Source organism: Duganella levis (genome assembly GCF_009857605.1).
GTDB lineage: Bacteria > Pseudomonadota > Gammaproteobacteria > Burkholderiales > Burkholderiaceae_D > Rugamonas > Rugamonas levis.
Map to the genome: position 1 here is coordinate 63,414 of NZ_WWCT01000017.1, position 13,997 is coordinate 77,410.

Sequence of the window (13,997 nt, forward strand, 5' to 3'; positions counted from 1 at the left end):
GATTTATGCCGCGTTGCTTGTCGGTGGATGGGCCGGCAAACCGGCGCGGAAGGTGTTGCGGCCGGCCTGTTTGGCCTCGTACAGCAGGATGTCGGCGCGGTTCAGCAGTTCGGCGGGGCTGACGTCTTCGTCGCGGAAGTAGGTCAGGCCGATGCTGGTCGATATCGACACCACCGTGCCACCCAGGTCGAAATCGGCCTGCATGGCGGTGACGATTTTGGCGGCGGCGGCCGCCGCGTCATCGGTGCGGTGGATGCGCTCCATGATGATGGTGAATTCGTCGCCGCCCAGCCGGGCGATGGTGTCGCTGGCGCGCATGGTGTGGGTCAGACGTGCCGAGAAAGCTTTCAGCAGGGCGTCGCCGACGGCGTGGCCGAAAGTGTCGTTGACCGGCTTGAAGCGGTCGATGTCCATATACATCACTGCCATCAGGTTGCCGTTGGCGCGCGACGTGGCCATGGAGTCGTGCAGCTTTTGCAGGAAGCCGGCGCGGTTGGTCAGGCCGGTCAGGGCGTCGACCTGCGACAGCCGCAGCAAACGCTGTTTCTCGCGCTTTTGCACGGTGATGTCCTGACGCATGACGTGGAAGCCGATCACATTGGCGCCGTCTTCGTCCATTTGCGGGATGTACACCACTTCGTAGGTGCGTTCAGTGGTGTCGCTGTCGTCGTCTTCCTCGAAGGTCAACGTTTCGCCTGCCAGCGCGCGCAGCACGTACGGTTCCAGGAAGGCGTAGCGCTGCTCGCCCAGCGTTTCGCGGATACTGCGGCCCAGCACCGTGGAGCCGGTGCGGTTGAATTCCCGCTCGTAAGCGACGTTGTGGAAGCGGTAGACCTGTTCGGCGTCGATGTAGGCCACCATCGCCGGCAGCGTGTCGGCGATGGTGCGCAGCCGCGATTCGCTTTCGCGCAGCGCCATCACCGACTTGCGGACGTGGGTGATGTCGTCCACCGTGCCGACGTAGCCGTAGACTTTGCCGTCCACCACCATGGCGGCGATCTTGAACGAGACCCAGACGATCATGCCGTCCGGGTGCACGCAACGCAGCGTGTCCTGATACGGCGCGCGGGTTTGCGCCATGTGCTGTAGCGCGTTCTTGAGCACTACCCGGTCTTGTGGATGGACGGCGCGCATCCAGGCGTCGCCCAGCGCTTCCTCGCGCGTCAGGCCGGTGATCAGCTCAAAGGTGCGGTTGACGTAGGTGCAGTGGCCGGAGGCGTCGGCGCGCAGCAGGCCAAGCGGCGAGGCGTCGTTGACGGCGGTGAGTTCGGCCTGCTGCTTGCGCGCGGCCAGTTCGGTTTCCTTGCGCGAGGTGATGTCGCGCACGTTGACCGCGACGCCGTCGGTGATCGGAACGATCTGGTGGTGCAGCCAGTGGACTGCGCGGTTGGGCAGAAAGTCGACTTCGATTTCCTCTTCCAGCGGCTGACGCGATTCCAGCACATGGCGGAATTTTTCGACGAAGCCCTTGGAATGCAGTTCCGGCATTACTTCCACCAGGCGCTTGTCCTTGATGTCGGCGCTGCGGTAGCCCATCAGCTGTGCGCCGCGTTCATTCAGGTCGGCGATGGTGAAGTCGAGGATCTCGCGCCGCGCGCCGCGCATGCGGCAGGCCTTGAGCAGGTAGACCGCATCCAGGCTGGCGTCGGCGGCGGCGCGCAGCATCAGCTGGGCTTCGATCACCATGCTGGCGGTGCGGCGCAGGCGGTGCGCCTGGCGCATCAGCAGGTAAACGAACAGCGTTACCAGCACCGACACTACGGTGGCGGCGCCAAAGTACATATTGCGGCGATGTTCAAATCGCGCCATGGCCGATGGAATGGGATTGCCTACCACTGCCGTCAGCAGGTAGCGCTGCATCTCGGCGTAGCCGTACACGCGGTCGACGGCGTCGAAGCGGCGCTTGAGCAGAAATTCCTCGGCCGGCTGGGTGACGCTGGGCTGCGGCACGCTGAAGTCGATGCTGTCGCTGATGATCACCTGGTCGTCGATGCGGGCGGCGGACATGCCGTTTTCGCGGCTGATCAGCATCACCGCGCCGCCGGGATCGACGTTCAGGCGGTCGTAGTCCTCGACGAAATAGGCCGGATCGATCATCACCATGATCACGCCGGCGAAGCTGCCGTCGGGATGATTTAGGCGGCGCGAGATCTGGATCTGCCATTTCTTGGTGCGGCTGTCGACTACCGGCGTGGCCACCAGCGACACGTCGGACGGGTTGTTGGCGTGGTTGCGGAACACCGGCTGGCGTCTCAGGTCCGGCGTGAAGTAGCCGTTCAAGCTGTCGATGATGCGGCCGTCGCGGTCCAGAATCGCCAGCGGCAGATCGAGCTTGGTCGGCAGCAGCGAGTCGAGCAGGCCGTTCTTGCGGGTGAATTCGGCCAGCCGCAGCGCGCCGCCGGTTTCCTCGTATTTGAGCTTAAAGAGCTGGGTGGCGTGATCGACCTGGCGCAGCAGGTGGGTGCTATGCTCGGCCAGCGTGCGCGCCAGCGATTGGCTATGCAGCACCGCCTCGTAACGGGCGGTGTTCTGCTCCTGCCGGACCTGATAGGTGACGGCGGCCCAGGTGAAAATCAGCAGCGCCGCGCCGAAGGCGGGCAGCAGTATCGCGCGGTACAGACGGCGGAAGAAATCGCGCATCGGGGAGGGTTCCTCATCGGTATCGGAAATCTTTCGGGGTATTCTGCACGGAAATATCGCTTTTGGCGTGAAAGTGGTGAAAAAAACCTCAATCCGTTCACAGGCAATATTGAAAACTTTATTAGAATAGCGCTCATGACTGAACCGATATTGAGCCTGTCCGCCGCGCGCGCGCTGCACCTGGCGGCGCAAGGGCTGTTGCAGCCGCGCCGCCGCAAGGCGCGCCAACCCGATTTGCTGGCGGCGATCCGGCAAATGGGCGTGCTGCAAATCGATACCATCCACGTGGTGGCGCGCAGTCCGTACCTGGTGTTGTGGAGTCGTTTGGGCGACTATCCGCAGCCATGGCTGGAGCAGGCGCTGGCAGACGGTGAGCTGTTTGAATACTGGGCCCACGAGGCCTGCTTTGTGCCGGTCGAGGACTACGGCCTGTATCGCCATCGCATGCTGGACCCGGAGGCCATGGGCTGGAAGTATTCCGCCACATGGATGAAGGAGCGCCGCGCCGAAGTCGACGCGGTGCTGGAACATATCCGCGTCAACGGCCCGACGCGCTCCTCGGACTTTGAACGCACCGACGGCCAGGCCGGCGGCTGGTGGAGCTGGAAGCCGGAAAAGCGTTCGCTGGAAGTGTTGTTCACCACCGGCGCGCTGATGATCGCGGCCCGCCACAACTTCCAGCGCATCTACGACCTGGCCGAACGCGTGCTGCCGCACTGGGACGACAGCCAGTTGCCGCATATGGACGAGGTGCGCCGGGAATTGGTGCTGAAAGCCGTCAAAGCCATGGGCTGCGCGCGCGCCGGCTGGATCAGCGACTACTTCCGCACCAAGCCGCCGCGCTTCGATCCCGAAACGCTGGTGGAGCAGGGCGCCTTGCTGCGCGCCTGGGTGGATGACTGGGATGATCCGATCTACGTCCATCCCGACCACACGGACCTGCTGGACAGCGCTGCCGCCGGCATGCTGGGGCCGACGCTGACCACCATCCTGTCGCCGTTCGACCCGGTGGTGTGGGACCGCCGCCGTGCGCTGGAACTGTTCAACTTCGACTACCGGTTGGAATGCTACACGCCGGCCGACAAGCGCAAATACGGTTATTTCACGTTGCCGATCCTGCGCCGTGGCGCGCTGGTGGGCCGGGTGGACGCCAAGGCGCACCGGCGCGACGGTGTGTTTGAACTCAAATCGCTGGTGCTGGAACCGGCCGCGCACGTCAGCGACCGCTTCACGCGCGACGTCGCCGCCGCGCTGCAACGGCTGGCCGACTGGCACCAATGCCCGCAAATACAGATCACGCAAGCGACGCCCGCCAGTTTCGGGCCGCAGCTGCAAGCCGCACTCAGTGCGGCAGAACCAGGCAAGGAAGCCGCATGAAGGTAAGTAAATGACACTGCCCGCCGCCCCCGCCAGCCTGCTGGCCGCCGACGGACAGCCGCTCTTTGGACGTTACGCCGGCCAGGTCGGCAATATCGACTGGAGCCAGCTGGCCGCACCATTTTCCCGCAGCCCGCTGTGGCGAAGGTTTCACCACAAGCGCTGGCATTACGTGGCGCTGTGCACGGAGGAGGTATTCTGCGCGGTCGCCATCGTCGATCTGGGCTGGATCAGCACTGCCTTTGCCTATGCCTTCGAGCGCAAGGACGGCGACATGCTGGCCAACTTGTCGCAGGACGGCTTGCCGCTGGTGTCGGCCAAGCTGGCCAACCATGCCGGCGAGTCGAGCAGCTTTTCGCGGCGCGGTACCCACATCGCGATCGACACCAGTGGTGACGGCAGCTATTCGCTGACGCTGCGCAGCGATTACCTGGAAGTCGATGCCAGCTTCGGCCCGTCGCCATCGCCGCTGTTGCTGGCCACCGGGCCGATTGCACAAGGCTCGGTGCACGCCACGCAGAAATCGTCGGCCATGCCGATGCGCGGTGAAGTACGCACGTGGCGCGATGAATTCAAGCTCGATGGCGGTGTCGCCAGCTTCGATTACTCCAACGGCCTGCTGGCGCGGAACACCGCCTGGCGCTGGGCCTCGGCGCACAATATGGAACTGGGCTTCAACCTGCAGGCCGGCTATTTCGGCGATCATGAAAACGCGCTGTGGCTGGACGGCGACCTGATTGCGCTGGGTCCGGCCCACTTCCTGTACGATAAAAAGGATGCGCTGTCGCAGTGGCACATCTTTACCGAGGACGATATGCTGGATCTGTACTTCACACCGGAAGGCGCGCGCCGCGACAACAAGAAGATGATGGTGGCGGCCAGTCGCTATCTGCAGCCGATCGGCACCTTCAGCGGCTGGGTGCGCGCCGCGCCGGATCAGCCGAAACGCATGGTTACGCAGCTGATGGGCGTGACCGAAGACCATTCCTCCCGCTGGTAAGCCAAACATGAGCATCCGTAATCTCGACCGTCTGTTCCAACCGCGTTCCGTGGCCGTGATCGGCGCGTCGGACAAGCCGCTGCGCATCGGCACGCGGGTGCTGGCCAATCTGCTGGACGGGGAATTCACGCGCAGCGGCGGCACTGTATGGCCGGTCAATCCCAAGTACCAGCGGCTGCAAGGCTTGCAGTGCCATGCGCGGGTCAGTGCGCTGCCGGTGTCGCCCGACCTGGCCATCATCTGCACGCCGCCGGCCACCGTGCCGGGGCTGATCCACGACCTGGGCGCGGCCGGCTGCAAGGCGGCGATTGTGATGACGGCCGATCCGGGCCACAGCGGTGGCCGCGGCCTGCGCCAGCCGATGCTGGAAGCGGCGCGGCCGTATTTGCTGCGCATCCTCGGCGCCGGCAGTGCGGGCTTGCAGTCGCCGGCAATGGGACTGGACGCCAGCTTCACGCAAATGCCGGCGCGGAAGGGCAAGCTGGGTTTTGTCTCGCAATCGGCGGCGCTGGCAACGGCGGTGCTGGACTGGGCCGGCCAGCGCGGCATCGGCTTCTCGCGTTTTGTCGCCATGGGCGATGGCGCCGACGTCGATTTCGGCGACCTGCTGGACTATCTGGCCGCCGATGGCGAAACGGAAGCCATCCTGCTGTGTATTGAACATGTGAGCAGCGCGCGCAAGTTCATGTCGGCCGGGCGGCTGGCCGCGCGCGGCAAGCCGGTCATCGTGCTGAAAGTCGGGCGCGATGCGGCGCCGGGCGCGGACCTGGTGTTCGATGCGGCGATCCGCCGCGCCGGCATGCTGCGCGTGTACTCCACCGAGGATTTGTTCGACGCCGTCGAAACGCTGGCGCGCCAGCGGCCGCAGCGCGGCGAGCGGCTGGCGGTGCTGACCAACGGCGGCGGCCTCGGTTTGATCGCGGCCGATGCGCTGTCCTTCACCGGCGCGCAACTGGCGGAGTTTTCGCCGGAGACGCTGAAGCGGCTGGCGCAGGCCGGCGCGCCGCAAACCAATCCGGTCGACTTCCTGGCCGACGCGCCGGTCGAACGCTACACCGGCGCGGTGCAGGCGCTATTGAATGAATCGCAGGCCGACGCGCTGCTGTTCCTGCACGCGCCGACCGCCATGGTGGGCAGTGAGCTGATCGCCCGCGCAGTGGCGCCATTGATGCAGGCGGCAGGCAAGAACGTGCTGTCCTGCTGGCTGGGTGGCAGTTCGGTGGCGCAGGCGCGCCGCGTATTCGCCGACGCCGGCCTGCCAACCTACGACACGCCGGAGAAAGCCGTCAATGGCTTCCTGCAGATTGCCCAGTACCGGCGTAACCAGGAGCTGCTGATGGAAGTGCCGGTCGGCGTGCCGACCACCGGCGCCAAGCAGCGGGCGGCGGCGCGTGCGCTGGTGCAAGCCGCGCTACACGCTGGCCACAGCGAATTGACCGACGCCGATGCGCGCGCGCTGATGGCGGCGTATGGCATCGCGCTGGCGACGCCGCAGCAGGCCGCGCTGGCCGGCGCCACGCTGGCGGCGGCGCGCATCCAGATCAGTCACGATCCGGTGTTCGGGCCGGTGGTGTTCTTCGGCCAGGGTGGCATTGCGGCCGATGTGGCGGCCGACCGCGCGGCCGGCCTGCCGCCATTAAATATGGCGCTGGCGCGCGACCTGGTCGACCGTACCCGCGTCTCGCGCCTGCTGGCGCAGGGCCAGACCCCGGCCGACGCCGAGGCGCTGATCCGCACGCTGGTGCAGGTGGCCGACATGGTGGCCGACCTGCCGGAATTGACCGAACTGGATCTGAATCCGCTGCTGGCGATCGGCGGCAGCGTGGTGGCACTGAGCGCGCGCATGCATCTGGCCAAGGCGCGCGGACGGCGCACGGAACTGGCGATCCGCCCGTATCCGCAGGAGCTGGAAGAGCGGCTGGACTGGAAGGGCGGCCAGATCCTGCTGCGACCGATCAAGCCAGAAGATGGCGCGCAGCACCAGCAGTTCTTCAGCGCGCTGGCGCCGGACGATGTGCGGCTGCGCTTTTTCTCCGCCATGCGCGAACTGCCGCCGGCCCAGCTGGCGCGGTTGACGCAAATCGATTACGACCGTGCCATGGCGTTCATCGCCACCCGGCCCAATGCCCAAGGCCAGCCGGAAACGCTGGGCGTGGTGCGGGCGGTGCTGGACCCCGATAACCAATCGGCCGAGTTCGCCATCATCGTGCGTTCCGATTTGAAAGGCAAAGGACTGGGCTACATTTTGTTCCAGAAACTGGTGGATTATTTCCGCGCCCGGGGCACGCGCGAGATCGTCGGCGACGCCTTGTCGGAAAATGCCGGCGTGCAAAAATTGATACGCCACTTCGGCGGCGTGGTATTGCCGCATCCGGAAGCAGGAATGGTGCGCTTGCAACTGCCTTTGCGATAGCATTCGCGCCACGCTTGAGATATATTGGTGCTACCAAACGTGCCTGCGGGTTTGTTCTAGCGCAAAGCGCCGTTGTCGGGAAACTTTACACTTTTACTTCCGCTATCCAGCCTTGGGAGTCAGTCAGAATGTTAACCGCCACATACACTTTGGTAGCCCTCTCGGTCGAGCAAGCCAGTGTTCGTTTGAGTCTGCTATCGTTTCAAAAGTATGTGCGCACCACGCTCATGCAGCAGAACCGCATGACGCTGTCGCAACTGGAATATGCTTGCGAAAACCTCAATACCCTGTATCAGGCTTGCCATTGGCGCAAGACTGAAATGTACCTGATCCCGGCGCTGCGCGACGCGACCGAGCGGGCCGATCATCTATTAGACGAACTCAACCGCCTGAACCAGTCGGCGCTGACTTCGATCCGCCTGCTGCAAGATAAGCTGGGGTCGTTGGCCGATGTGCGCGACGAGCAAGTCAGCGAAGTGTGCGACAGCATCGACCTGTTCTGCGCCTCGCTGCTGAAGCGGCTGGAAAAAGAGGAGCAGGAGCTGTTCGGGCTGGCGCGCAACGCCATCGCCGGCGATACCTGGTTCTCGATTGCCAACCAGTTGATGATGCACGATAAGCATCTGGATGAAATGAAACGTTCCGGCCTGCCGCCGGCGGAAGCGGCGCAAGTGTCGGCCCGCCGTCGCGCGCTACCGGGCGGGGAGGTGGATGACGGCCAGATTTCGATTCCCGGCTTGCAGGTGCTGCCCATCGTCAGCCTGGAAGAAGTACCGGCCCCACCGCCGAAAAAGCCCGTGCGGCAGTCGTCACGCGACGATGCAATTATGAAATAACCGCCCCGTAGAGCACTAGCCGGGCAAATTTCCCCTGCTTTGCTATGATGGTGGTTTTAGCCATCACCACTGGGCACCATGTTCGATTTCCTCTTTAAGCGTGCGACCGAAACCTCGGCCGTTCCCACAGCACCTGCGGCCACGCCCGAACAGGATGCGGCTGCGGCCGCCACTGCCGGTCGTCGGGACGAGCAAACGCAGCGCGCCGCCGCGCTGAATGGCAACGAAGCGGCCGCCGTCGCCTTGATCCTGGAGAGCGAGTTTGCCAGTGTGCGCCTGAGCGCGGCTGAGCATGTGCAGTCGCAGCCAGCCCTGGAACAGGTGTTGCAGGCGGTGCGCAATACCGACCGCCGCGTCGCCAAGCTGATGCAGGGGCGGCTGGACGCCATCCGTTACCAGCTGGCCGAGCAGCAAAAAGCCCAGGCTTGCCTGGATCAGGCGCACCGGATGTTGCAAGATGAGAAACTGACGCCGAACCAGGTGGCGGAGCTGGATCGTCAGTGGCAGGTGGTGGCGGCGGTGCCGGCGCTGGCCGAACCGTATGCGACCGCGCGCGCGGCGCTGGCGGCGCGGCTGGAGGCGCAGGTGGCATTGCAGCGCCGCATCATCGATGCGTTGGCGGCGGTGCGCAAGTTGCCGCACGCCGGTTTGCCGGCGGACGGGGCGCTGCAAGCGCTGGAACGTCATGCCGCCGACCAGGCGGAATACCAACAAGCACCAGAACACGGCGCCTTGCCGCGCCACCTGCTGAGCGACTTCGCCCAAGCGGTCGAGCAGGCGCGCGCCGCGCTGACGGTGGCGCAGAAGCCTGCCGCCGCGACTGGCGTTGCCCCGGCGTCGAAGCCTGCTGCCACGTCCGCCGCTGCCAACGCGGCAGCAGGCGCGTCTGCGGACCCGGCGACGGGTGATGCCGCCTCCGCCACAGCGAGCGGTGAATCCGCCGCTCCCGGCGCTGCATCGGCCGACGCCGTGCCCGCCAAGCCAGCCAAACAGCCAAAACAACCCAAGCAGCCGCCGACGGAAGTCGACAAAAAATTCCTGGAAACCATGGACGCGCTGGAAGCCGCCCTGGAGCAAGGTCAACTGCACGCCGCCGCCGAGCACGACAAATGGCTGCGCGACCACAAGGCCCGCCTCACGCCCGCCCAGAACGACCACCTGACCCACGTCCGCGCCGAACTGAAGCGCCTGGGCGACTGGGCCCGCTGGGGCGGCAACGTCTCGCGTGAAGAGCTGGTCAAGGCCGTGGAAGACCTGGCCGGCCAGAAAATGGCCATGAGTGAGCTGGCCAAGAAAGTCGGCAGCATGCGCGACCGCTGGAAAGCGCTGGACGCCGTCTCCGGCCACGCGCCGAAATCGCTGTGGGAGCGCTTCGACGCCGCCTGCACCAGCGCCTACGCCCCGGCCGCCGCCCACTTCAAGCAACTGGCGGACGAGCGTCACGCCAACGCCGCCAAGGCCGAGGCGCTGATCGCCGAGACCCGTTCGCTGGCCGAATCGGTGGCTGCCGATGGCGCCGACCTGAAAAACGTGGCCGCCGCTGGCCAACGCCTGCGCCAGATGTGGACCCGCCTGGGCACCATCGACCGCAAGGAAAAACGCAAGCTCGACCACACCTTCGACAAGGTGCTGGCCGCCATGCTGGCGCCGCTGTCCGAGCAGCGCAAGGTAGAAGCCGCCAAGCGCGAGGAACTTATTACCGAAGCGGAAGCGCTGGAGCCGTCCGAGCGCCACACGCTGGACAAGCTGCGCCGCCTGCAGGAACGCTGGCAGGAGCAGGCCAAGTCGCTGCCGCTGGAACGCAAGGTCGAGCAGGCGCTGTGGCAGCGTTTCCGCGCCGCTTGCGACGCCATCTTTGCCAAGCGCAAGGAAACCGCCCACGCCGCCGATCACGAGCGCAAGGCCCATCTGCATGCCCGTGAAGCCATCTGCCACGAACTGGAAGAAGCCACCTTCAGCGGCGACGACAAGGCCCAGCTGGCCGCCATCGCCAAGGCGCTGAAGGATGCCGCCAACGCCTGGAACGCCGCCGGCGTGGTGCCGCGCGCGTCCGAGGCACGCATCAACCAGCGTTATCACAACGCGGTCGGCAAGGTGCAGGCGCAGGCGGACGCGATCAAGCGCCGCGCCGGCGCGGCCCAGGCCAATGCGCTGCGCGACAAACTGCGCCTGAACCAGGCGCTCGAAAACGAAGTCGCTTCGGATGGCGCCGCCATCGACGCGGCCGAGTGGCAAGCCAAATGGGCGGCGTTGCCGTCGCTGGGCAATGATTACGAACGCGCGCTGCAAGGCCGCTTCAACGCCGCGCTGGACGCGCTCAACGGCAAGCGCAGCGACTACGCGGCGCAGCTGGAGCGCAACCGCGCCAAGCTGCTGGACGAAGTGCTGCGGCTGGAAATCGTGGCCGGCGTCGACAGTGGCGCTGAGTTTGCCCGTGAACGCCTGAAGATGCAGGTCGAAGTGCTGCAATCGTCGCTGAAATCCGGCCAGAAACCGCAATCGGCCACCGCCGCCTATCTGCAACTGTGCGCGATGCCGGCCCTGGCCGACGCCCGCACCGCCAGCCGCATCGAGCAACTGTTCCGCCGCATCGGCGCCTCGGAGCGCGCATGAGCTTGAACGAAGTCCGCATTCAGACCGGGGATTTCGATTTGTCGACCGAGGTGGCGCAGCTGCGCGCCGGCTACCCCAAAGTAGGGGGCGTGGTCACCTTCGTCGGCACGGTGCGCGATCTGAATGAAGGCGCTACTGTGTCGGAGATGGAGCTGGAGCACTATCCGGGCATGACCGAGCAGGCGATCAGTGACATTATTGACAAGGCCAGGCAGCGCTGGCCGATTTTCAGTGCGCTGGTGATTCACCGCGTGGGGCCGCTCAAGCCGAAGGATCAGATCGTGCTAGTGGCGGTCACCTCGGCGCACCGGGGCGAGGCGTTTGCCGCCAGCGAGTTCATCATCGACTATCTGAAGACGGAAGCGCCGTTTTGGAAGAAGGAGCAGACGCCTGAGGGCGCGCGCTGGGTGGATGCCCGCGTCAGCGACGACCAGGCGCTTAACAAATGGTTGTAGCTGCTCCTTGAAAAGCTATCGCTGATCCCTATGTTAGCGATAGTTAAATATATCGGAGCAACACCATGCGTCAAGACAAACTCACCACCAAACTCCAGGAAGCCCTGTCGGACTCGCAGAGTCTGGCCGTGGGCAATGACAACCAATACATCGAACCGCTGCACCTGCTGACGGCCCTGCTGAATCAGGACGACGGCAGCGCGCGTTCACTGCTGCAACGCGCCGGCGTCAATGTCGGCAGTCTGACCAAGTCGCTGGCGGCCGCCATGGAGCGCCTGCCGAAAGTCTCCGGCACCGATGGCAACGTGCAAGCCAGCCGCGAGCTGGTAGGCGTGCTCAACCTGGCCGACAAGGAAGCGCAGAAGCGCGCCGACCAGTTCATCACCAGTGAAATGGTGCTGCTGGCACTGACGGAAGACAAATCCGACGCCGGCACGCTGGCGCGCGAAAGCGGCCTGAGCCGCAAGTCGCTGGAAACCGCGATCGACGCCGTGCGCGGCGGCGCCAAGGTGGACAACGCCGACGCCGAAGGCCAGCGCGAAGCCCTGAAAAAATACACGCTCGACCTGACCGAACGCGCCCGCAAGGGCAAACTCGACCCTGTGATCGGCCGCGACGATGAAATCCGCCGCGCCATCCAGGTGCTGCAACGCCGTTCCAAGAACAATCCGGTGCTGATCGGCGAACCGGGCGTGGGCAAGACCGCCATCGTCGAAGGCCTGGCGCAGCGCATCATCAATAACGAAGTGCCGGATTCGCTGAAAGGCAAACGGGTGCTGGCGCTGGACATGGCCGCGCTGGTGGCGGGCGCCAAGTACCGCGGCGAGTTCGAGGAACGCCTGAAGTCCGTGCTGAAGGAACTGGCCATGGACGAAGGCCAGACCATCGTCTTCATCGACGAGATGCACACCATGGTCGGCGCCGGCAAGGGCGAAGGCGCGATGGACGCGGGCAATATGCTGAAACCGGCGCTGGCGCGCGGCGAGCTGCATTGCGTCGGCGCCACCACGCTGGACGAGTACCGCAAATACGTCGAGAAAGATCCTGCGCTGGAGCGCCGCTTCCAGAAGATCCTGGTCGATGAACCGAGCGTGGAAGACACCATCGCCATCCTGCGCGGCTTGCAGGACAAGTACGAGCTGCACCACCAGGTCGCCATCTCGGACGCGGCGATTATTGCAGCGGCTGAGCTGTCGCATCGCTACATCACCGACCGCTTCCTGCCGGACAAGGCAATCGACCTGATCGATGAAGCAGCGGCCAAGATCAAGATCGAGATCGATTCCAAGCCGGAAGTCATGGACAAGCTGGAACGCCGCCTGATCCAGCTGAAGATCGAGAAGGAAGCCGTCAAGAAAGAGAAGGACGACGGTTCGCGCAAGCGTCTGGAGCTGATCGACGAGGAAATCGTGCGCCTGACGCGCGAGCTGAACGACTTCGAGGAAATCCTCAAGGCGGAAAAAGCCGTGGTGCAGGGCAGTACCCACATCAAGGAAGAGATCGAACGCATCAAGCTGCAGATGGAGCAGGCCACGCGTGAAAGCAACTGGCAGCGCGTCTCGGAGCTGCAATACGGTCGCCTGCCGCAGCTGGAAGCGGAACTGAAGCAAGCCGAGGCCGCATCGGCCAACGGCGTGTCGCTGGAAAAGAATACGCCGCCGAAACAGCGTTTGCTGCGCACCGAAGTCGGCGCCGAAGAGATCGCCGAAGTGGTGTCGCGCGCGACCGGCATTCCCGTGTCGCGCATGATGCAGGGCGAGCGCGACAAGCTGCTGCACATCGAAGAGAAGCTGCACGAGCGCGTGGTGGGCCAGGACGAGGCGATCAATGCGGTGGCCGACGCCATCCGCCGTTCGCGCGCCGGCCTGTCGGACCCGAATCGTCCGTATGGTTCGTTCATGTTCCTCGGCCCAACGGGCGTCGGCAAGACCGAGCTGACCAAGGCGCTGGCCGGCTTCCTGTTCGATACGGAAGAATCGCTGATCCGCATCGACATGAGCGAGTTCATGGAGAAGCATTCGGTGGCCCGTTTGATCGGTGCGCCGCCGGGCTATGTCGGCTACGACGAGGGCGGCTACCTGACCGAAGCCGTGCGCCGCAAGCCGTACAGCGTGATCCTGCTCGATGAGGTGGAGAAAGCCCATCCGGACGTGTTCAACGTGCTGTTGCAGGCGCTGGACGACGGCCGCATGACCGACGGCCAGGGCCGCACGGTGGACTTCAAGAACACGGTGATCATCATGACCTCGAACCTGGGTTCGCATAAGATCCAGTCGATGGAGGATTCCGATCCCGGCGTGATCAAGCTGGCGGTGATGGCCGAGGTGCGCTCGCACTTCCGTCCGGAGTTCATCAACCGGATCGATGAGATTGTTGTGTTCCACGGCCTGGATGAGAAGAACATCGGCGCGATTGCGCGGATTCAGCTGGCCATCCTGGAACGTCGTCTGGCCAAGATGGAGATGACCTTGCAGGTGACCGACGCGGCGCTGCACAAGATTGCCGAGGCAGGCTACGATCCGGTGTATGGCGCGCGGCCGCTGAAGCGGGCGATCCAGCAGGAGATCGAAAATCCCCTGTCCAAGCTGATCCTGCAAGGGCGCTTCGGGCCGACCGACACCATCCACGTGGATGTGAACAACGGCGAGCTGACGTTCCGGTAA

At 64.7% G+C, this 13,997-nt stretch carries 8 protein-coding genes; 7 read left to right on the forward strand and 1 reads right to left on the reverse strand.

Annotation, left to right across the window (positions count from 1 at the left end; translation table 11 throughout):
* Positions 1-3: 3 nt before the first annotated feature.
* Entirely contained in the window at positions 4-2,640 is a 2,637-nt protein-coding gene (locus tag GTP69_RS19715; protein WP_161056447.1) for a sensor domain-containing diguanylate cyclase, read from the reverse strand.
* A 135-nt stretch (positions 2,641-2,775) separates the two neighbouring features.
* On the opposite strand from GTP69_RS19715, the gene GTP69_RS19720 reads away from it, so the two are divergent.
* From GTP69_RS19720 to clpB, 7 genes are all read left to right on the forward strand, one after another.
* On the forward strand, positions 2,776-4,017 hold the full coding sequence (locus tag GTP69_RS19720) for a winged helix-turn-helix domain-containing protein (protein WP_161056448.1): 1,242 nt from the start codon (positions 2,776-2,778) through the stop codon (positions 4,015-4,017).
* A 10-nt stretch (positions 4,018-4,027) separates the two neighbouring features.
* On the forward strand, positions 4,028-5,017 hold the full coding sequence (locus GTP69_RS19725; protein WP_161056449.1) for a DUF2804 domain-containing protein: 990 nt from the start codon (positions 4,028-4,030) through the stop codon (positions 5,015-5,017).
* Positions 5,018-5,024: 7 nt separating this feature from the next.
* A complete protein-coding gene (locus GTP69_RS19730) occupies positions 5,025-7,430 on the forward strand; it encodes a bifunctional acetate--CoA ligase family protein/GNAT family N-acetyltransferase (RefSeq protein ID WP_161056450.1) in 2,406 nt (801 codons plus the stop codon).
* A 212-nt stretch (positions 7,431-7,642) separates the two neighbouring features.
* Positions 7,643-8,266, forward strand: a complete 624-nt coding sequence (locus tag GTP69_RS19735) for a hypothetical protein (protein WP_371868030.1) — start codon at positions 7,643-7,645, stop codon at positions 8,264-8,266.
* 78 nt (positions 8,267-8,344) lie between these two features.
* Entirely contained in the window at positions 8,345-10,879 is a 2,535-nt protein-coding gene (locus GTP69_RS19740) for a DUF349 domain-containing protein (RefSeq protein ID WP_161056451.1), read from the forward strand.
* Positions 10,876-11,334 (forward strand): molybdopterin synthase catalytic subunit MoaE, encoded by a 459-nt coding sequence (gene moaE, locus GTP69_RS19745; RefSeq protein ID WP_161056452.1) that lies wholly within the window; start codon positions 10,876-10,878, stop codon positions 11,332-11,334. Before GTP69_RS19740 ends, moaE begins: the two co-directional genes overlap by 4 nt.
* A 65-nt stretch (positions 11,335-11,399) precedes the next feature.
* Complete coding sequence (gene clpB, locus GTP69_RS19750) at positions 11,400-13,997, forward strand: ATP-dependent chaperone ClpB (protein ID WP_161056453.1); 2,598 nt, start codon at positions 11,400-11,402, stop codon at positions 13,995-13,997.